Source organism: Deltaproteobacteria bacterium (assembly GCA_016709225.1).
Lineage (GTDB): Bacteria > Myxococcota_A > Polyangia > Nannocystales > Nannocystaceae > Xiheibacterium > Xiheibacterium phototrophicum.
In genome coordinates this window covers 1,220,456-1,239,643 of record JADJEE010000012.1, presented here as the reverse complement: position 1 = coordinate 1,239,643, position 19,188 = coordinate 1,220,456, and the positions used below count along the sequence as shown (strand labels likewise).

Sequence of the window (19,188 nt, the reverse complement as noted above, 5' to 3'; positions counted from 1 at the left end):
CCAGGCGCACTACTGGCGCATCGCCATGTAGATGTCCTGGCCGCCCATGCCCGCGCGCGTACTCGAGAAGAACAGCGTCGCGCCATCGGGCGAGACCCACGGGTCCTCGTCGCGCGAGTCGTCGTTGACCTCGTCGATCACCTCGGCGGTGCCGCTCGGCAGTCCATCCACGAGGTCGATGCGCCAGATGTCCTCCGCGCCTTCGCCACCGGCGCGGGTGCTCGCCCACCACAGCTCGGTGTTGTCGGCGACCACGAACGGCGTGCAGTCGCGGCCGTCGGCGTTGAGATCGGCGAACACCGCTGGCGCTCCGAATGCGTCGCCGGTGTGCTCGCGGGTGGCGAATACGATCTGGTCGTAGTCTGGCGGATCACCCGACTCGCACAGGTAGACGGTCAGGAGGTCGCCGGTGAGCACGACGCTGCCCTCGTTGGCGATCGTGCTCAGCTCGCCGATGTGCGTGGGGTTGCTCCACGCGTCGTCGCGGTTGTCGCGGGTGCTCACCCATACGTCGAGGCCACCGAGTGTGCCCGGGCGATCGCTCGTGACGGTCATGGTGAGGCCATCGAACGAGAGCTCCGGCGTCGAGTCGACGAAGGTGCTGCTCAGCTCGTCCACGCGCACCGGCTCGTCGAAGTCCTCGGTCACGCTGCCGCGGTGCGCGACGAAGATGTCCTCGTTCCCGAGGCGCGTGCTCGCGAAGTAGACCTCGAGCATGTCGGTCGAAAGCGTCGCGTCGTCGTCGTCCGACTCGCTGTTGAGTGCGTCGACGGCGATCGGCTCGCCGAAGTCGCCAGTGGGCACGCCGGTCGACGAGCTGCCATCGGCGCCGTCGCTGCTGCTGGAACCGCTCGGGTCGGTGGTCGTGGTCGCCCCCGAGGTGGGGCCATCGCCGCTTCCGCTGCTGTCGGAGGCGGTGGTGCCCGCGGTCGTTGCGGTATTGGTCGTGGTCGTGAGCGTGGCGCCCGCGCTCGATTCGCTGCCGCTGCTGCCATCCGAGCCGCCGCTGCCACCGCTGCTGTCGAAGCTGCACGCGGCCGAGGCAAGTCCGATCCAACCACACCGAATGCATGTCCGGAGCCACGCAAGCGACGCCATGGCATCACCCTAACACGAAGGCGCCCGCGGTATCGACGGCGAATGGCCTTTAAAGTCCCCGGCGGGGGGCGCAGCTTGAATGCGGCGCCGAATTGTTCTTTGCTGCGCCCGCCAACGCGGCCCTTCGATCGGGCCGCGCGCGAGAACGACGAGCGCCCCATGACCGCAGCCCCCCATGACTCCGCCGCGACCGCGGGCGACCCGACCACCGACCACGCCGCGGCAGGTTGGTCGCGTCGGCGAACCTTCGCCATCGTCAGCCACCCCGACGCGGGCAAGACCACGCTGACCGAGAAGCTGCTGTTCTTCGGCGGTGCGATCCAGATCGCCGGCGCCGTGCGAGCGCGTCGGGCCGGCCGCCACGCGGTGAGCGACTGGATGGCCATGGAGCAGGAGCGCGGCATCTCGGTCACCACCAGCGTGCTCAGCTTCCAGTATCGGCTGCCCGAGCAGGCCGAGGCGGTCGCGCCCTTCGAGGTCAACCTGCTCGACACGCCCGGCCACGCCGACTTCGGCGAGGACACCTACCGCGTGCTCACGGCGGTCGATGCCGCGCTGATGGTGATCGACGGCGCCAAGGGCGTCGAGTCGCGCACCGAGAAGTTGATCGAGATCTGTCGCCTGCGCGACACGCCGGTGGTGACGTTCGTGAACAAGTTCGACCGCGAGTGCCGCTCGCCGATCGAGCTCCTCGACGACGTCGAGGCCAAGCTCTCGATCCACTGCGTGCCGATGACGTGGCCGATCGGCATGGGCAAGCGCTTCCGCGGGGTCTACGACATCGTGCACAAGCAGGTGCACCTGTTTCGCTACGCCGACAGCCACGGCGAGGACCAGTGGCCGGATGCGGGCATCCCGGTGAGCGGTCCCGACGATCCCAAGCTCGACGAGCTGCTGGGCGACCAGGCCGACGAGCTGCGCGGCGAGCTCGAGCTGCTCGCGGGTGCGGCCCCCGAGTTCGATCCCGAGGCGTTCGCAACCGGCAAGCAGAGCCCGTTGCTGTTCGGATCGGCGATGAACAACTTCGGCGTGCGCGAGCTGCTCGAGACCTATCTGCGGCTCGCGCCGCGTCCACAGCCGCGGGTCGCGATCACCGGGCCGGCCGCGGTCACGCCCCCGGCGCCCGGGCAGCCGGTGCCGACCCGACAGATCGAGCCCGACGAGCCGGGGTTCTCGGGCTTCGTGTTCAAGATCCAGGCGAACATGGATCCCAAGCACCGCGATCGCATGGCGTTCCTGCGCATCTGCTCGGGACGCTTCGAGCGCGGCATGCGGGCGTTCCACTGCCGGCTCGGGCGCGAGGTCGGGCTCGGCAACGCGACCATGTTCTTCGCGGCGAACCGCGAGATCGTCGAAGAGGCGTTCGCCGGCGACATCATCGGCCTGCCCAACCACGGCACCATCAAGATCGGCGACACCTTCACGCAGGGCGAGCTGCTGCGCTTCACCGGCATCCCGTCGTTCGCACCCGAGATCTTCCGTCGCGTGCTGCTCAAGAGCCCGCTCAAGGCCAAGGCGCTCGGCAAGGGGCTCGAGCAGCTGGCCGAGGAGGGCGCGATCCAGGTGTTCAAGATGTTGCTCGGAGCCGAGTACGTGGTCGGCGTGGTCGGCCAGCTGCAGCTCGAGGTCATGAAGCACCGACTGCTGCACGAGTACAGCGTCGAGGCGGACTACGAGGCCGTCGAGTACACCACCGCGCGCTGGATCACGCCGAAGGTCGAGGGCAAGTCGGCCGACGAGGTGCGCAAGCTGATGGACCAGTTCCAGCGCAAGAACGACATGAACCTCGCGATCGATGCCCACGGCGATCTCGCGTACCTGGCCCCGAACAAGTGGAACCTGCAGAAGGTCGAGGAGCGCTTCCCCGACGTGCGCTTCTCGGCGACGCGCGAACACACCTGACGGCCTGCGCGCGCGGACACGGCCCGCACGGGCGCCCGCGTCAGTCGGCGTCGACCGGGAGCTTGGCCTGCGCGGCCTCGACCCGCGCCAGTGCGCGCAGGACCTGGTCGCGGTGGTCGCGGAGCTGGTGGGCGGTGACGGCGATCTCGAGCAGCTGGCAGCCGGCGGGGTCGAAGCGCAGCTGGCACTCCTGCGCGTCGGCGGGCTCCGGCCTGCCGGCCTCGTCGGTCACGACCTTCATCAGGACGCGGAAGTAGCGGTTGAGCTCTGCGCCGGTCTTCGCCGGCGAGAACAACCACGTGGCGAGGTCGCCCGGCACGCCTGCGGTGGCCTGGGCGGCGGCGAGCTGCTCGAGGCCGACCATCGTGCGCAGGTAGTGGGCCACCACCGCGCGATCGAGGTGGGGGCCGAACTCGGCCGTGCTCGCGAGCTCGAGCAGCTTGGCACGCAGCTGCGGCTGTTGGCCCTGTGCACCCGCGCGGGTGACGAGCGCGACGGTGGCGGACATGCCATCGGCGAGCATCTCGGCGGCGGCGACCTGCGCGACGACGTCACGCGCGGAGGCCTGGAAGTCGAGCTCGATCTGCAGCAGGCGATGCATGCCCTCGAGCGCTTCGTCCCAGTGTTCGCCGCGCGCGTCGAGCAGGAAGTCGAGCACCGCGATGCGATGCAGCTGCACCAACATGATCGTCGGGCAGTCGGCCATCGCGACCCAGGCGCAGCCGTCGGCGAACGCCGGCAAGGCGCGCGCGCGATGCCACACGTCGCGGTAGGCGCTGCGCTTGAACGCCGCGATGATCGGCGACATCGTGGCATCGCGGGCCTCGAGTTCGCTCCACACCGTGTCGGGGTCGGCCAGTAGCGCCGACACCTCCGCGAGGTTCTCGGTGGGGTAGTCGACCGGTAGCTGCGCCCGCGCGTCGACCACGACCTGCCAGCCGTTGCTCGCGGTCGGCGGCAGCGTCGGCAGGTCGGCCTCGCTCCACAGCCGCTCGACGTCGGCGACCGAGCCCCGGCGCATCGACACCATCGTTGCGACCGCGGCCACCGCCGCAATCACGACACCGAGCAGGATCCACCGCGTCCGCTTGCCACTCACGCCCGCAAAGGTGCCAGGGCGCGCGCTGACGCGCCAGTGGGTTCAACCCTCGGAGCCGTCGGGGTCGCGCAGGAGATCGTCGAGCGCACCGAGGTCCACGCGCACGACTTCACCGTGGCGAGCGAGCGCCTGCAGGTCGATGCGACGTACGTCGCCGATCACCGAGTAGATGATGGGCTGACGCGCGAGGCCCTCTTCGTAGTGCTGCACGTCCTCGTGCGTCAGACCCGGCAGCGCGAGCCACTGCGCGACACGGGGGTCGGTGCTGTCCTCGTCCCACAGGCGCACGGTCTCTGGCACCAGGCGCGCGGGCGTGCGGTAGCTGCGGAACGAGACCTCGAGCGCGTGATGGTCGGCGGCAAAGTCCACGGCCGCGACGCGCGTACGCATCAGCTCGTGGAGCGTCTGGGCGGCGAGATCGACGTCGTTCGGCGCGCACGCATAGGCGGCCCGTGTCGCCAGTGGGTGCCGCGTCGCCCACCACGGCGCCCGTTGCCAGCGGGGCTCGAGTGATGGCGGGCCCAGCCCGACCGCATCGTTGATCGCGTCGGCGTGGATCTCCGCCGCCAGCTGCAGCCGCGGCGGGAGATCCGGCCAGGTCGTCGACGCCACGATCTCGACCGACTCCATCGAGGGATCGTCGAGCACGAACACCATGTCGTGCTGGGGCGTGCGCACGCGAGGGCGTCGGGTGCCGGAGGCGCCGATGCCCTTCGAGGCCGGCACGAGCTCGCGGATGCGCTCGGGGGTCGGACCGACGTAGAGCAGATCGGCGGCGCGCGTGCCCAGGCGTGCGAGCGCGTCCGGGATCTCCTGAGCGCCGCGGCGGCGCAGCTGATCGTCCGACGGCATGTGGGCGTCGATCGCGTGCTCGCCCCGCAGCGCGAAGGCGTGGAAGGCTCCCTCGCGCCAAGTCGCGCTGGTGCGGCGGGCAGCGCGTTGCTGCAGCGCGCGCTCGATGTAGTCGTGGATCTGCGCGTCGCTGGGCATGCCGCGTTCGAGCCAGTCGAACACGAACGTGGCGTCCTGCACGAAGCGGTGGGCAGGCGCCACGACGTCGACCCACACGAAGTCGTTCGTACAGTACGCGCTGAAGTCGACGCCAGGGATGCCCACGGCCCACATGCGGGCACGCACCGCGTCGCAGACGAAGGGATCCTCGTCGACGCCCACGGGGTACACCCACGCGACGGTTGCCAGCGGCGCCTCGGATGCGGTCGAGATGAAGCGGCGCGTGCCGACGAGCTCGTCGCGGTAGTGGCTGCCCGCGACCAGGAAGCGCGGCTCGGGCGGAGTCACCGGCGTGTCGACCAGCGCGCGCACGAACGCCGACTGGCGGCCGTACTGCAGCGGCAGTCGTCGACCGGGCAGCGATGGCATCGGCTGATGCCAGGTGTCGCCGGTGCGCTTGTAGACCACGACCCGCGAGCGATCGAGCAGGGCCTTGGCGGCCGCCACCAGCTCGGCGCGCGCCGGCGGCGTGCTCAGCTCGCCGGCGACATCGCGCCACGCTCGACGCTCGACGAACGACGTCGCGATGGTGTCCGCCAGCGAGCTCGCGCTCCGAGACCAGCGCAGGCGCGTGAGCTCGGCGCGTGCGAGCGCGGGTCGCCAGGCCTCGTCGGGGAGGCGATCGGTGGCGATGTCCTGCAACGTCGCGAGCGTCGCGGCCTCCGCTCGATCGAGCGTCTGCCCCGGCAGCGCGGTGACGCGGACGTCGAGGCTGCGGTAGGGCGTGATGTCCCACAGCACGTCGGCGGTCGCCGAGCGCAAGGTCGAGCCGAGTCCGTCGTGGTGGCCGAGCGCCTGCCCCAGCGCCACGAATGCGGGGTACTCGGGGCTCTGTGTCGGCGGCAACGGCCACGACATGAACACCGCCGGTGCACCGCCGTCCTCGATCTCGTGGCGCACGACGCCTTGCGCGAGCGGTTGATCCTGCGGCGGCGTGAACGGCACGCTGGCGGGGACCCAGCGGCCGAAGTGGGCCTCGACCAGCGGCAACGCCTGCTCGGGCGTGATGTCGCCGACCAGCACGATCGCGGTGTTGTTGGGGCGATAGAACGCGTCGTAGAAGCGCCGCGCGTCGGCGAGCGGTAGCCCGAGCACGTACGCACTGGCGGTCTCGTAGTCCTCGCGCAGGCCGGTGGCCGGCGTCAGCTCGCGCTGCAGCAGCTGCCACGCGCGCTCGTTCGAGGTCGTCGACGCATACAGATCGAGCTGTGACTGCACCTGCGCGAAGACGTCGCGGAACGCGGGGCGCTGCAGCGCCTCGGCGGTGAGCGCGAGTACGGCGTCGAGGCGGTGGGCGGGCACCTCGATCTCGAACGTCGTGCCACTGCCGGTGCGCGAGCCCGACACGCCATCCCCGACCAGAGCGCGTGCGCCGTCGTCCAGATCGTTTGGCGCCACCCACGGCAGCTCGGCGTGCTCGGCGGCACTGATCGCAGCGATCATCGCATCGCGAGCCGCGGCGTCGCGAACGGTCGGCAGCGCCGCGAGCAGCTCGTGCTGTAGCACCAACGAGGGGCGCGCGAGCGTCGGTTCGAGCACGCCGAGCTGGTCGCCGCCGCGGTACAGCGTGTTCATCACGAGGTAGGCCAGGCCGGGGCCGAAGCCGCGCTCCTGTTCGCTGCCGGCCCGCACCGCGATCGTCACCGCGATCGACGGCTCGAGCGGACGTCGTGCGAGATAGACCGTCAGGCCGTTGCGGAGCCGATGCACGCTCACGCCCGCGGGATCGTCGGCGTCGGGACGATCGATGGTCGGCGGCAGATCGGTCGCCGCGACGATCTCGTGCCACGGATCGGCGGGTGGCAGCTCGGGTTGGTTCTGCGGCGTCGACACCACCGCGCGCGCTGGCTCGCCGCCGCCGAGCTGTACGACCGCAGCGGTTGCACCCGCGGCCACGAGCGCGGCGACCCACGTGCGTCGCGAGCCCGGGGCCCGAGCCTTGCGCAGTGCCGCCAGCAGCTCGTCCATCGACGCGAAGCGGTGCTCGGGGTCGCGTGCGAGTCCCCGCAGCAGCAGCTTTCGCACCGCTCGTGGCACGCCGAGCGGACCTGCGTCGGCCTCGACCTGCAGCCCGGTCACGATCGACCGCACCAGCTCGGTGTACGTCGAGCCCGCGAAGGGGCGTCGCTCGTACAGCAGCTCGAACAGCGTGACGCAGAAGGCGAATTGATCGGTGCGCGCGTCGGGGTCGGCGCGCGCGATCTGTTCGGGCGCCATGTAGGCCGGCGTGCCGATCACGGTGCCGGTGCCGGTGAGGTCGAGCAGGCGCGCGCGGGTGCCCGAAGTCGGGGTCGCGAGCAGGGCCGCCTGGCCGTCGGAGCTGCCGGTGTCGTCGCCGCCGCCGCTGACCCCGGGGGCCCGCGCGAGGCCGAAGTCGACGACGCGCGCTCGACCGCGCTCGTCGACCAGCACGTTGTCGGGCTTGAAGTCGCGGTGCACCACGCCCTGCGCGTGCGCGGCCGCGAGCCCCTCGCCGGCGCCGATGCACGCATCGACGATGTCCTGCCAGCGCTTGCCCTTGCAGTGGTGTCGCAGGGTCTGGCCGCGAATGAGCTCCATCGCCATGAACACGTGGCCGTCGCTCTGAGCGACCTCGTACACGTGCACGATGTTGGGGTGCGAGAGCCTGGCGATCGCTTGGGCCTCGCGCAGCAGTCGCTCGCGACCCGAGAGGTCCTTGGAGAGGTCGCTGCGCAGCAGCTTGATCGCGACGTCGCGATCGAGCTCGTCGTCGTGGCCGAGGTAGACCACGCCCATGCCACCCTTGCCGATGCGCTCGAGCACGCGATAGCGGCCGAGCACCGTCGGCGCGGGGTCCGACCGCGGCGTGCGGCCCTGGGCCAGCACGTGTCGCGCCTCGGTCGCGAGCTCGCCATCGGCGAGGGCCACGGTCTCGACCTCGACACGGGCGTCGTCGCCCGCGGCCACGGTCTCGACCCCCGCCGATGCGCCGGTGTCGTCGGGCGGCTCGCGCTCGTCGTGCGGCATGCCGCCTCGATCGTGCCACGGCGGCGCATCGCGCCGCAAACTAGCCGGGCGGCTCCTCGCAGGCCTCGCCGACCGGTCGCGTCAGCTCGCACTTCACCTCGACGCGCGTGCCCGGCGACTCGAGCGCGCCCGGTGGGCGTTCGACGACGAGCTCGAGGTTCGCGCCCTGTGTCACGCACTGCTGCGACATGTCGTCGGCGCCGGTCGCTGTCGCGCCGTCGGTGTCGAGCAGCGCACGGTGGCACAGCGTCGGGCTGGTGGCGGGGAAGCTCCAGCCGTCGCTGCGGACGTTGCAGCGCGGCACGATGCGCTCGTCACCATCGGTGGTGCGCTCGACGAGGCGGCAGTTGGGCTGCAGGCCGGGCTCGTCGGGATCGTGGTCCGCGACGCAGCCAGGCACGCACGTGCGCGCCGATAGCTGCGCGAGCCCATCGACGATCTGCTGCAGCGCGGCGGTGTAGTCGTTCGAGCACACCGAGAAGAGGTTGCGATCGTCGGTCGCGAAGGCCTCGGCGAACGCTGCGAGTCGCACCGGCGGGATGCCCGGGGGACTCGTCGTGGTCTCGGTGCCGATGCCGCAGCCGGGGCCGATGCCGTACTGCAGGTTGAACTCGGGGATCGCCGAGTCGGCGAAGACCATGCGACCGGTGCTGGGATAGTCGAGCGGGACCCCGCCGATCACACCGACGAGCACCTGCGACGATCCCCCGCGGGCAGCTTTCTCCTTCGATCGACCACGCAGCGCATCGACGTAGCGCGAGATGGGGTACAGCACCGCCTCGTCGGGTGTGGTCGGCTGGCCGTTCCAGCCGATGTCCTCGACATGACACTCGTCGTAGGTGCCAGGTCCGCCGCTGCAGATCGTGCCGGCCTTCCAGCACGCGCCCGAGCTGGGGGCCTCGGGATCGGTCCACAGTGCGGCACCGGCGTCGCTCTGCAGACGCGCGCGATCGTCGTCGGAGAGCGAGCAGTCGTTCTCGTCGGTGACGAAGACGATCGCGAGCAGGGCTTCGTCGCGCAGGAAGCCCGCGGAGTTGCCGTTGCCCTGCAGGACGCCGTACATCGACTCGAGCGGGGCCTCGAAGCCGCTGCCGTTGATGCCCTGTGGCCCGGCGCAGCGCATTGCGTCGGCGATCGAGAGTCCGTCGCCGAGGTTGCTGCCGTCAGCGGTCTGCTCGATCCACGGCTGACCCACGGCGTCGGCCCCGGTGGCGACCGTCGCGACGGCGTCGTGGCCACACGATGCGAGGCAGCCCGCGAACGACTCGTCGATGTACGTGCCCGCGTTGTCGTCGAACACGAACTCCCACAGACGCTCGCGGCAGCTGCTCACGCGCAGGGCACCGCCGGCGTCGGTGGTGGTGATGCCGATGCGATAGCTGGCGCCGAACTGCTGCTGCTCGAGCACCTCGACGAAGGCGGGGAAGTTGGCCGCCAGCGTGCCCTGCTCCACACCCATCGATCCCGAGTTGTCGATCACGAACAAGATGTCGACCGAGCGCTGCAGCGTGGACACGGAGATGCAGGCATCGTCGCCGCAGGGATCCTCGGGAAACTCCCAGAACGGCCCCCGGCCGCAGGCGCCAGCGAGCATCACCGCGCCCAACCACCACATGGGGGAGCGGTCGCGCGTGCGCAGGTCGATGCGGCGCGACGCCGGAGCCTTCGACGCTGCCACGGCCACACATCGAAGGTAGCACGCACGGGCGCCTGGGGTCGGCGCGGGAGGCTTCGCCGAACAGTGGCGCGCGCGGTCGCGCCTGGGGTATCCACGCATCAGGACATGCTCGCGTCGATCGCCTCGCTGTTGCTGGTGGTGCCGACCATCGCCCTCGCCGGGCCGCGGACGTACGCGGGGCCCGACGCGATCGCAGCGGTCGCAGAGCCCGCAGCGGTCGCCGAGCCCGCGCCGTCGGCGTCGTCGGGTGAGCCCTCGGCGCCCGACGAGGTCGCGCCCCAGCTGCGCGCTGCCACGCCGCCAGGCGCGAGCTCGGCGTCGGCGGAGGTGCATCCCCGCCCGCGTGAGCGCGCGACGGACGAGACCTTGGTGCGCCGCGTGACGCGTCCGGGCGATGGCGGCCCGCGGCGCACGTGGGTGGTCGGCGGCTTCGTCGACGCCGACTACGTGTTCAACTCGAACCTGCCGCGCAACCACATCAACCGTGGCATGGGCACGGCGCCGCGCAGCGGCGAGTTCTCGGTGCCGCTCGCGGCGGCGTACGTGCGCCACGACGCCGACCGTCGCGAGCCGTGGTTCCTCGAGCTCGCGCTGCAGGTCGGGCCCGCCGCGACCGGCCTGGTCGCCAGCGATCCCGAGCCCGGTGGCGATGCCAGTCGCCTCGCCGGCGCCAACGTGTGGCAGCACATCGGGCGTGCCAACGCGGGCGTGCGCGTCCCCAAGCTCCGCACCGAGATCGGCGGCGGCCTGTTCGGCACGCCGATCGGCTACTGGAGCTTCTGGGCCAAGGACAACTGGACCTACTCGACCCCGTGGCACCTCAACGCGGCGCCCTACGTGTTGATGGGCCTGCGTGTGCTGCAGCCGATCGGCAAGCGCGTGCTGCTGCAGGCCTGGGTGCACAACGGCTGGGCCACGTTCGCGGACCTCAACCGGGTGCCGAGCTACCTCGCCGGGCTGATCGTCGAGCCGGTCACCGGTGTCCACCTCGGACAGTTCGTGCACTTCGGGGCCGAGGACCACGACACGCGACCGCGCGCGTGGCGGATGCTGAGCGACACCTGGGCCGCGTGGGAGCACGGGCGCGTCGGACTGGTCGCGACCTTCGACGTGATGCGCGAGCGCGTCACCGCGTTGCCCGGCAGCCCGGTGGCGTTGTACGTGACCGGCGCGGTCTCACCCCGCGTGCAGATCGCGAGCTTTCGACGCGATGCCATCCACTGGTGGCTGGCGGCCCGCGGCGAGGCCTTCTGGGATCGCGACGGGCGCATCTACGGGGTGCCGCAGCTGCTGGGCTCGGCGGTGGCGAGCAGCGACCTGCGGCTGTTCGAGTACCTGCAGCTGCGGGTCGAGTATCGCTACGATCGCAGCAACGCGACCGCGGGCTTCTTCTACCGAGGCGCCGCAATCCACGACGGCGACGCCGGCCTCGCTCGCTCGCAGCACGCGGTCTACGTGGCGCTCATCGGGACCTTCGAGCATTGGTTCGGTCGGCGCGACCGCTGACGACTCACGGCGCACCGACGACCGACGCGACGGTGTCGAAGCGCCAGCGCCAGCCCAGCTGCTGCAGCTTGGTGTGCACACCGTCGCGACCGGTGTTGCGCAGCATGTGTTCGAAGCGCGCACGCCAGCCGGTCTCCGACTCGAACCCGGTCGGCCCGTAGGGGTCGAAGTCGGCCAGCTGCAACAGCACCTGCGGCACGAAACCCTGACCTTCGGCGAGCTCGAAGACCACGCGCAGCGTCGGCAGTGGCAGCATGCGGAACGCGGCGCTACCGAGGAACATGATCTTCTGCCCCGCCATCGGCAGGTTCGCCGGCAACATCGGCATCGGCAGCGCGATCACGCGGCCATCGCTGCCAGGCAGTGCGAAGCAGCCGTCGTGGGCGTCGTCGGGGAGGCTCGCGCAACGCAGCGACGCGTCGCGCGTGTAGCCGGCGGTCGCCAGCGCCTCGCCGAACCATGGCTCGCAGCCGTCGGCGGAGAAGTCCGGCGCACGAAAGCACCGCACCGCGGTGCCGCTGGCGTCCTCGAGCGCGTCACGGCCGCGCTTGGCGTCGTCGCCGAAGCGCTCCGGCCCCAGCCGCGCGACCGAGGTGCGTGACAGCCCCTGCGAACCGAGCTCGTGGCGGGCGAGCAGCGGTGCCCAGCAGTCCCGCCGCAGCTCGGCGGCGAGCCGGCCTTCGGCGAAGAACGTCGCGCCCACGCCGAGCGACTCCAGCGACTCGAGTGCGCGCTCGAGTCGGCGCTCGACCAGCGACGGATCACCGGGTGTCGCCTGGCCCACGCGCTCGTGCTCCACACGCGTCTCGTCCTCGAGCATGATGGTCAACACGGCGCGGCTTCGGTCGTGCTCGGCGGCTTCGGTCATCGTTGGATCTCGTCGGCGTCGGCTCCCGTCGGGGCCCGAGCGTCCGGGGCGATGTTGCCCGGCTTTGACGAGCCTCGCCAACTCCCGCGATGCCCGCCCTTGCGCGTCCCGGCGCAGGCGGCTCGCCGCGTCGGACGCTCGGGACGGCAGCCGCGGCCCGAGCGTCGTCGGCTACGTCGCCTAGGCGTGGCCGACGAGGCCAAGGTGCGTGTGACGGAAGCCGGTGGCGTACTTCAGGCCGTAGCCGAGCATGCGGTCGAAGCCGATGTGCGCGAGCCAGATCGACGCGGCCAACCACGCCGCCGGGGTGCCGAGGGCGAGCCCGAGGCCGGCGAGCACGACCGGCCCGATCGTGCTGTGACCGACGTTGTAGGCGACCGCGCCCACCCGCGCGCCGGCGAGGTAACCGAGCAGCGAGAGATCGGGCAGCAAGAAGGTGAGCGCGAAGGTCGACCACGCGCCGCCCATCAGCGCGAACGCGGTGACCGACGCCGCCAACGAGGCCGCGCCCTCGAGGCGCAGCAGCAGCCTGGCGGTGCCTGCGACCGCGCCGGTGGCGGTGGCGGTGGGGAGCGAGGTGGTGGCGGTGGCGGGCATCGAGAGGGTCGCGGCGTTCATGGTGGCTCCGTGGCGGCGGCCTTCGTGGCCCCCGCCATGACGCGAGCATGCGGCCGCGGGCCGCTAAAACACATTGTCCAAATGTGTCGATGCGATCATACATAATAGATGAGCGGCGAGGCCCCGGCGTGGCACCTGTTCGAGGCGTTCCTGGCGGTCATGCAGGGCGGCAGCCTGTCGGCCGCCGCGCGGGCGCTGCGGGTCGCGCAACCAACCGTGCGGCGGCACATCGAGGCGCTCGAGCAGGCCCTCGGCGTGGTGTTGTTCACCCGCGCGAGCAACGGCCTGGTGCCGACACAGCTCGCGCGCACGACGGTGCCGTACGCCGAGTCGATCGCCGCCAGTACCCGCGCGATCGTGCGGTCGCTGTCCGGTGGCGTCGACGACGATCGCGGCACCGTGCGGGTCGCTTGTAGCGAGATCGTCGGCGCCGAGGTGCTGCCACCGCTGGTCGCCGGGCTGCTGCGGGCGCACCCGCGGCTGCAGCTCGAGCTCTCGCTGTCCAACCGCAACGAAGACCTCCTGCGGCGCGACGCCGACGTCGCGATCCGCATGGTGCGGCCGACCCAGCAGGGCCTGGTGACGCGCAAGGTCGGCGTGGTCGGCCTCGGGCTCTACGCCAGCGTCGACTACCTCGCGGTGCGCGAGCCACCGCGTGCGGTCGGCGATCTGCTCGAGCACGTGCTGGTGGGGGCCGATCGGGAGCGGGGGCTGATCGACGCGCTCGGGCATCTCGGGGTGTCGGCGCGGCCTCGCGACTTCGCAGTGCGCTGCGACAACGACCTCGCCCAGCTCGCGGCGGTGCGGGCCGGGGTCGGCATCGGGGTGTGCCAGCACGGCATCGCGGCCCGCGACGAGCGATTGCGGCGGGTGCTGCCGGCGGTGGCGTTCGAGCTCGAGGCGTGGCTGGTCATGCACGAAGATCTGCGTGGCGCCGGCCGGGTACGCCGCGTGTTCGATCACCTCGGCGACGCGCTCGCGCAGTACCTCGGCGCCGCGGCCCCGCGCGCGGCAGCTCCGCGCCGTGCCAAGCGGCGCGCCTAACCGCCGACCAGCGCTCGTAGCTCGTCGAGATAGCGATCGGCGAGCTGCTCGCGATCGAAGTGCTGCTCGACGTAGGCCCGTCCGGCGCGGCCGCGTCGCGCGGCCTCGTCGGGCGACGCTCGCACCCGGAGGATCGCGTCGGCCATCGCGTCGGCGTCCTCGGGTGGGATGACCCAGCCGCAGTCGGCCTCGAGCGCGAGCTGCTTGGCCTCACCGCCCACCGCCAGCAGCAACGGCCGCGCGCAGCCCATGATCTCGAACAGCTTCGACGGCAGCACGGTCTCGAACAGCGGCGTGTCCTTGAGCATCACCACCGGGAGGTCGGTGGCGGCGAGCACCGCGGGGATCTGCGCGCGCGGCAGCTGGCCGACGAAGTGCACGTGGGTGAGGCCGCGGGCGCGTGCCTCCTGCTCGAGCGCGCCGCGCTGCGCACCTTCGCCGACCAACACGAACTCGATCCCGGGGTGGTCGCGCAGACGCTCGGCCACGTCCAGCAGCGTACCCAGACCGTGGGCCATGCCGATGGTGCCGATGTAGCCGACCACGAACGCGTCGTCGGTCAGCCCGAGCGTCGCACGCATGGCGCGGCCGTCCTGGTCGGGGCGGAAGAAGCCAAGGTCGACGCCGTTCTTGATGGTGCGGATCTTCTGCGGATCGACGCCTTGCTCGCGCCAGATGCGGGCGAACGAGTCGGTCACGCCGACCAGCAGATCGGCCTGGGCGTAGGCGAAGCGCTCGAGCGCGCGCAGCCCCAGCACGATCGGGTGCGAGGGTGGCAGCGCGCCGACCTCGACGATGCTCTGCGGCCACAGATCGCGGATCTCGAGCACGTAGGGCACCCGCCACGCGCGTGCGAGCGCGAGCCCCGACAGCGCGCACAGGAACTGTGGCGAGGTCGCGAGCACCAGGTCGGCGCGGCGGACCTCGCGTGCGAGCCCGCCCAGCAGCACCGACGAGCCGGCGAACGAGCCATAGGCGAGCCCGCGTCGCAGCACGCCCTTGTTGGGCGCGGCGTAGATCCACGTGCGCAGCACCTCGATGCCGCGGTAGCGCTCGCGTTGCAGCACGCGTCCGCGGTACTCTGGCGGGATCACCCCGGTGGGGTGGTTGGGGAAGCCCGTGAGCACCGCGACCTCGTGTCCGCGGGCCACCCAACGCGCCGCGAGCTCCGATACCCGTGCCGCCGGCGCGCCCATCTCGGGCGGGAAGTACTGCGACAAGTAGAGGATCCGCATCGGGCGCGCGCATCGCTGCGCGGCGCCCAATCTATCATGGTCGCGGCGCGAGGCCGGACGTCACAGCTCGCGCCCGAGCTGGATCAGCTCGGGCAGGAAGTGGCCGCGCAGCGTGAGCAGGCTGGGGAACTTGAGCTTGGCGCGAGCGTCGACCTGCGTGCCGGTCGGGCTCAGCACCTCGCCGGTCAGGCGATCGCCCTCGACGAAATCGTAGACCGCGGTGATGTTGCCGCTGCCGTCCTTGCGCGCGGCCTCGTCGGCGTCGGTGTCGTTCGCTGCTTGGGGCTCGGCGCGACGCGCCTTGGCCGGCGCCGCGGCTGCGGTGCCCGCGGTGAGCGCGACGGTGGTGGCGACGACGGCGGTGGCGATGGTTCGCGTGGGCTTCATGTCGACGTCCTTGTCCGTCGCGCCGTGAATCCGTGGCGAGCTCGGGCTCGTTGCGAGTGCGGTCGCCGACGGCTCGCGCGCGGCGATGGTCGGACGCGGCGCGGGGTCGAGGTCGCGGCCGCCCAACGCGGTGGTGGGTACCGCCGCCGACATCGCCACCAACGATGCACCCACGCTCGCGGTCAGCCACGGCTTGGGTACCAGCGGCAACCACGCCAGCCAGGCTGGCATGCGCCCGCGACCGTCGGGCTCGACGAACGTGGCCTCGAAGCGCTGACGCGCGGCTCGCAGGCGTGCGTAGGTGGTGTTGAGGTTGAGCCCGAGCGCCGCGGCGATCTCGGGCCCCGCGCGGCCTTGCAGCTCCGATTGCACGAAGACCTCGCGGTGGATCGCGGGCAGCCGCGCGACGAACTCGGCGATGCGCCGCGCCGCGCGGGTGCGCGCGACGACGTCGTCGGGCTGCGGCGAAGCTGGCGTCGGCTCGGCGCACAGCGCCTCGAGCAACGCCGCGCGACGTCGACGGGAGCGGCGGTGGGTCGAGGCCACGCCGCGCGCGATGCCCCAGATCCAGTTGACCAGCGAGCGCTCGCGATCGAAGTCGCCCTGCCGGCGCACGAGCACCGCGAAGACATCCTGCATCGCATCGTCGATCGCATCGGCGTCGACCCCGAGGCTACGCAGCGCCCGGCGCACCAACGGAGCATGCGGCGTGGGGTCCAAGCGGGCCCGACCAGAAGGCTGCGCCATGTCGCAGGGTCCTTGGCCGGCCGTGGGTGGATCCGTGTGCGCGCTTGCCATGCCGTTGTTCGATGGCCCACGTGCCGGGGTAGGGCGGGGTTCCCGGGGTTCCTGGTCCCAACGGAGGTTTCCGCGCCGCGCGGGTACAATGCCGGCATGTCCGACCATGGCCCCATCGTCGCGCTGCCGACCCACGAGGTGCACAACGTGCCGGGTCCGATGCCCGCCTACGATCTGTTCGGCAGCGACCCCACGCTGCGCGAGGGCGTGCGGCGCGAGGGCGGCGAGTGGGCGCTGGCGCCGTGCGATGCGCTCGGCCGCGCGCTCGGTCGGCCGGAGGTCTTCGAGCTCGGCGCGCTGGCCAACGAGCACAAGCCCCTCCTCAAGACCTTCGATCGGTACGGCCAGCGCATCGACGAGGTCGAGTTCCACCCCGCGTACCACGAGCTGATGGGCATCGCGATGCAGCACCGTGTGCACTCGCTGGCGTGGCACGACCCACGGCCGGGCGCGCACGTGGCCCACGCGGCGCTGGTCTACCTGATGACGCAGGTCGAGGCCGGCGTGCTGTGCCCGATGGCGATGACCTACGCGGCGGTGCCAACCCTGCGCGTGCAGCCGGAGCTGGCCGCGGTGTGGGAGCCCAAGCTGGTCTCGGAGCGCTACGACCGGCGCTTCGTGCCGGTCGAACAGAAGCACGCCGCGACCTTCGGCATGGCGATGACGGAGAAGCAGGGCGGCTCCGACGTGCGCGCCAACACCACCCGCGCCCGCCCGCTCGGCACCGGCGGCCCCGGGCAGGCGTACCTGTTGACCGGGCACAAGTACTTCTGTTCGGCGCCGATGTCCGATGGCTTCCTGACGCTCGCGCACACCGAGCGCGGGCTCACCTGCTTCTTGGTGCCGCGCTTTCGCGACGACGGCACTCGCAACAACTTCTTCATCCAGCGGTTGAAGGACAAGCTCGGCAATCGCAGCAACGCGTCGAGCGAGATCGAGTACGCCGATACGTGGGCGCGCATGGTCGGCGAGGAGGGCCGCGGTGTCGCGACCATCATCGAGATGGTGCATCACACCCGCATCGACGCTGCGGTCGCGCCCGTGGGGCTCATGCGGCAGGCACTCACGCAGGCGCTGCACCACACCCGCGGGCGCAACGCGTTCGGCAAGCGGTTGTTCGAGCAGCCACTGATGCGTGCGGTGCTGGCCGACCTCGAGGTCGAGATCGAGGCCGCCACCGTGCTCGGGCTGCGGGTCGCCCGCGCGTTCGACGAGGGCGCCCACGATCCTGCGGCGCGGGCCTTCGCGCGGCTGGCCACCGCGGTCGCCAAGTATTGGATCAACAAGCGCGTGCCGGGCGTCGTGGTCGAGGCGCTCGAGTGCCACGGTGGCATCGGCTACGTCGAGGAGACGATGATGCCGCGGCTGTACCGCGAGGCGCCGCTCAATTCGATCTGGGAGGGCTCGGGCAACGTCATCTGCCTCGACGTCCTGCGCACGCTGCAGCGCGAGCCCGACGCGCTCACGATGCTGCTCGACGAGGTGCGACCGGCGGCGGCGCAGCGGCGCGAGCTGGCCGAGCACGTGCGCGGCATCGAGGCGCTGCTGCGCGGCGGTGAGCTCGAGCCGCGCGCGCGCACCCTGGTGCAGGCGCTCGCGCTCGCGCTCGAGGGTGCGCTGCTGGTCCAGCACGGCGACCCTGCGGTCGCCGACGCGTTCTGTCGCACGCGCCTCGCACGGGATGCGCCAGCGATCTACGGCACGCTGCCCGCCGACGTCGACGTGGCCGCGATCCTCGCTCGTGCCACGGTCGACGCGTGATCGCAGCGGCGTCGTTGGTGCTGTCGTTGGCGCCGACGCCGGGGCCCGCCCGCGGGGTGCCGGCGGCCGATGCCATCGCACACCCCGGCGACGCCGTGGTCGCGCCCGGCGAGGCCGTGGTCGCGCCTGCCGAGGTCGTCGCGCCGCCCACCGACGACCCGGCGGCGCAGGCGTTGGCCGACGCCGTGGCCGTGAAGGCTGGCGCGACGTGTCTCGATCGCGCGCGACTGGTCACGCAGATCCGAACCTGGCTCGACATCGACGATCTCGATCCGCGGTTGGTGGTCGAGGTCGTCGGTGACGCCCGCGATCCCTACAAGCTGGCGTTCACGCTGCGCCGCGACGAGCACGTCATCGCCGTGCGTCGCTTCGAGCCCGCGCCCAAGCGCTGCGCCGACCTGCACGCAGTGGTCGGACTCGCGATCGCGCTCGCGATCGACGCGACACTGATCGAGGCCGTGTCGGGCGATCCGACCGCGGGTACCCGCGGCGACGACGACGTCGCGCCCGCGCCCGCGCCCGCGCCCGCGCACGACGACGAGGTGCCGGCCAACCTCACGCGCCCGCGGCCGCCAGCTGCGACCGGTCGCGTATCGCCGTGGAGCCTGCGCGCGAGCCTCGATGGCGTGTTGTCCTTCGGCATGCCGCCGGGGGTCGGCGGTGGGGTCCACTTCGGCCTGGTCGCGCGGTGGCGCGACGCGCTCGATCTCGGGTTCGGGGCGGTCGGGGTCTCGTCGGGGCGCGAGCGGGTCGGGGACGCCGGGGCGCTGTTCTCGGCGGTCGCGGGGCGCGCGGATCTCTGCGGTGGCCGCAGCTTCGGTCGCCTGCATCCGCGTGGGTGTGGCGGCTTCCTCGCCGGCGCGGCGCTGGCGGCCGGGCAGGGGTTCGCACGGGCGACCAGCTCGACCCTCCCGTGGCTGGCGGTGCCGATCGGGGCCCACCTCGAGGTCCGCCTGACCGATCGCTTCGGGCTCGATCTCGGCGTCGAGGGCCTGGTCGGCGTCACGCGGCCGGTGTTCGAGGGTCTCACCCAGCGCTCGGAGCTGGTCAGCCGGGCGTATGCGCGTTTCGGCGTGCTCGCCAGGGTGGGCTTCACATTCCTCATCTGGTCGCCGTGAGGCGGGGCGGCGCCAGCCCAGGCGCGGACCTCTGCGAAACACCTTGCCACGTGCGTGCGATCGCTGACAGCTGCGAA

The 19,188-nt window shown here is 71.8% G+C and carries 13 protein-coding genes; 5 read left to right on the top strand and 8 right to left on the bottom strand.

Annotated elements, in window-relative coordinates; all coding sequences use genetic code 11:
• Window positions 1–9: 9 nt before the first annotated feature.
• Window positions 10–1,098, bottom strand: coding sequence for a PD40 domain-containing protein (locus IPH07_30040; protein ID MBK6921677.1), 1,089 nt, complete (start codon window positions 1,096–1,098; stop codon window positions 10–12).
• Window positions 1,099–1,257: 159 nt separating this feature from the next.
• Here IPH07_30040 and IPH07_30035 point away from each other — a divergent pair, with 159 nt between their 5' ends.
• The gene (locus tag IPH07_30035; GenBank protein MBK6921676.1) at window positions 1,258–3,000 is read left to right on the top strand and encodes a peptide chain release factor 3; all 1,743 of its coding nucleotides are present in this window, start codon (window positions 1,258–1,260) and stop codon (window positions 2,998–3,000) included.
• A 40-nt stretch (window positions 3,001–3,040) separates the two neighbouring features.
• Here IPH07_30035 and IPH07_30030 read toward each other — a convergent pair whose 3' ends face one another.
• Genes IPH07_30030 through IPH07_30020 form a run of 3 tightly spaced genes read right to left on the bottom strand, consistent with a single transcriptional unit; the run spans window position 3,041 to window position 9,713 of the window.
• The gene (locus IPH07_30030) at window positions 3,041–4,099 is read right to left on the bottom strand and encodes a hypothetical protein (protein MBK6921675.1); all 1,059 of its coding nucleotides are present in this window, start codon (window positions 4,097–4,099) and stop codon (window positions 3,041–3,043) included.
• Between the two features lie 42 nt (window positions 4,100–4,141).
• Window positions 4,142–8,098 (bottom strand): protein kinase, encoded by a 3,957-nt coding sequence (locus IPH07_30025; protein ID MBK6921674.1) that lies wholly within the window; start codon window positions 8,096–8,098, stop codon window positions 4,142–4,144.
• 40 nt (window positions 8,099–8,138) lie between these two features.
• Window positions 8,139–9,713, bottom strand: coding sequence for a hypothetical protein (locus IPH07_30020; GenBank protein ID MBK6921673.1), 1,575 nt, complete (start codon window positions 9,711–9,713; stop codon window positions 8,139–8,141).
• 168 nt (window positions 9,714–9,881) lie between these two features.
• Between IPH07_30020 and IPH07_30015 the strand changes: the two genes are divergently transcribed.
• Window positions 9,882–11,282, top strand: a complete 1,401-nt coding sequence (locus tag IPH07_30015; protein ID MBK6921672.1) for an outer membrane beta-barrel protein — start codon at window positions 9,882–9,884, stop codon at window positions 11,280–11,282.
• 4 nt (window positions 11,283–11,286) lie between these two features.
• Here the strand turns inward: IPH07_30015 and IPH07_30010 are convergent, their stop codons facing one another.
• Window positions 11,287–12,150: a polysaccharide deacetylase family protein gene (locus tag IPH07_30010; protein MBK6921671.1), complete on the bottom strand. Its 864-nt coding sequence runs from the start codon at window positions 12,148–12,150 to the stop codon at window positions 11,287–11,289.
• A 180-nt stretch (window positions 12,151–12,330) separates the two neighbouring features.
• The gene (locus tag IPH07_30005; protein MBK6921670.1) at window positions 12,331–12,747 is read right to left on the bottom strand and encodes a DUF4260 domain-containing protein; all 417 of its coding nucleotides are present in this window, start codon (window positions 12,745–12,747) and stop codon (window positions 12,331–12,333) included.
• 129 nt (window positions 12,748–12,876) lie between these two features.
• Between IPH07_30005 and IPH07_30000 the strand changes: the two genes are divergently transcribed.
• Window positions 12,877–13,812: a LysR family transcriptional regulator gene (locus tag IPH07_30000; protein MBK6921669.1), complete on the top strand. Its 936-nt coding sequence runs from the start codon at window positions 12,877–12,879 to the stop codon at window positions 13,810–13,812.
• Here IPH07_30000 and IPH07_29995 read toward each other — a convergent pair.
• Together IPH07_29995 and IPH07_29990 are read right to left on the bottom strand one after the other, a co-directional pair.
• Window positions 13,809–15,047, bottom strand: coding sequence for a glycosyltransferase family 4 protein (locus tag IPH07_29995; GenBank protein MBK6921668.1), 1,239 nt, complete (start codon window positions 15,045–15,047; stop codon window positions 13,809–13,811). The genes IPH07_30000 and IPH07_29995 overlap by 4 nt on opposite strands.
• A gap of 60 nt (window positions 15,048–15,107) precedes the next feature.
• A complete protein-coding gene (locus tag IPH07_29990) occupies window positions 15,108–16,181 on the bottom strand; it encodes a sigma-70 family RNA polymerase sigma factor (protein MBK6921667.1) in 1,074 nt (357 codons plus the stop codon).
• A 147-nt stretch (window positions 16,182–16,328) separates the two neighbouring features.
• Between IPH07_29990 and IPH07_29985 the strand changes: the two genes are divergently transcribed.
• Together IPH07_29985 and IPH07_29980 are read left to right on the top strand one after the other, a co-directional pair.
• Window positions 16,329–17,993, top strand: coding sequence for an acyl-CoA dehydrogenase family protein (locus tag IPH07_29985; GenBank protein ID MBK6921666.1), 1,665 nt, complete (start codon window positions 16,329–16,331; stop codon window positions 17,991–17,993).
• On the top strand, window positions 17,990–19,111 hold the full coding sequence (locus IPH07_29980; protein ID MBK6921665.1) for a hypothetical protein: 1,122 nt from the start codon (window positions 17,990–17,992) through the stop codon (window positions 19,109–19,111). The genes IPH07_29985 and IPH07_29980 overlap by 4 nt, the downstream gene beginning before the upstream one ends.
• Window positions 19,112–19,188 lie beyond the last annotated feature (77 nt).

What these genes read in the sequence shown, in the direction of transcription:
- IPH07_30040 (MBK6921677.1), bottom strand. Translation starts at nt 1,098, where the DNA reads ATGGCGTCGCTTGCGTGGCTCCGGACATGCATTCGGTGTGGTTGGATC.
- IPH07_30035 (MBK6921676.1), top strand. Translation starts at nt 1,258, where the DNA reads ATGACCGCAGCCCCCCATGACTCCGCCGCGACCGCGGGCGACCCGACC.
- IPH07_30025 (MBK6921674.1), bottom strand. Translation starts at nt 8,098, where the DNA reads ATGCCGCACGACGAGCGCGAGCCGCCCGACGACACCGGCGCATCGGCG.
- IPH07_30020 (MBK6921673.1), bottom strand. Translation starts at nt 9,713, where the DNA reads ATGTGGTGGTTGGGCGCGGTGATGCTCGCTGGCGCCTGCGGCCGGGGG.
- IPH07_29995 (MBK6921668.1), bottom strand. Translation starts at nt 15,047, where the DNA reads ATGCGGATCCTCTACTTGTCGCAGTACTTCCCGCCCGAGATGGGCGCG.
- IPH07_29985 (MBK6921666.1), top strand. Translation starts at nt 16,329, where the DNA reads ATGTCCGACCATGGCCCCATCGTCGCGCTGCCGACCCACGAGGTGCAC.
- IPH07_29990 (MBK6921667.1), bottom strand. Translation starts at nt 16,181, where the DNA reads ATGGCGCAGCCTTCTGGTCGGGCCCGCTTGGACCCCACGCCGCATGCT.
- IPH07_30015 (MBK6921672.1), top strand. Translation starts at nt 9,882, where the DNA reads ATGCTCGCGTCGATCGCCTCGCTGTTGCTGGTGGTGCCGACCATCGCC.
- IPH07_30010 (MBK6921671.1), bottom strand. Translation starts at nt 12,150, where the DNA reads ATGACCGAAGCCGCCGAGCACGACCGAAGCCGCGCCGTGTTGACCATC.
- IPH07_30005 (MBK6921670.1), bottom strand. Translation starts at nt 12,747, where the DNA reads ATGCCCGCCACCGCCACCACCTCGCTCCCCACCGCCACCGCCACCGGC.
- IPH07_30000 (MBK6921669.1), top strand. Translation starts at nt 12,877, where the DNA reads ATGAGCGGCGAGGCCCCGGCGTGGCACCTGTTCGAGGCGTTCCTGGCG.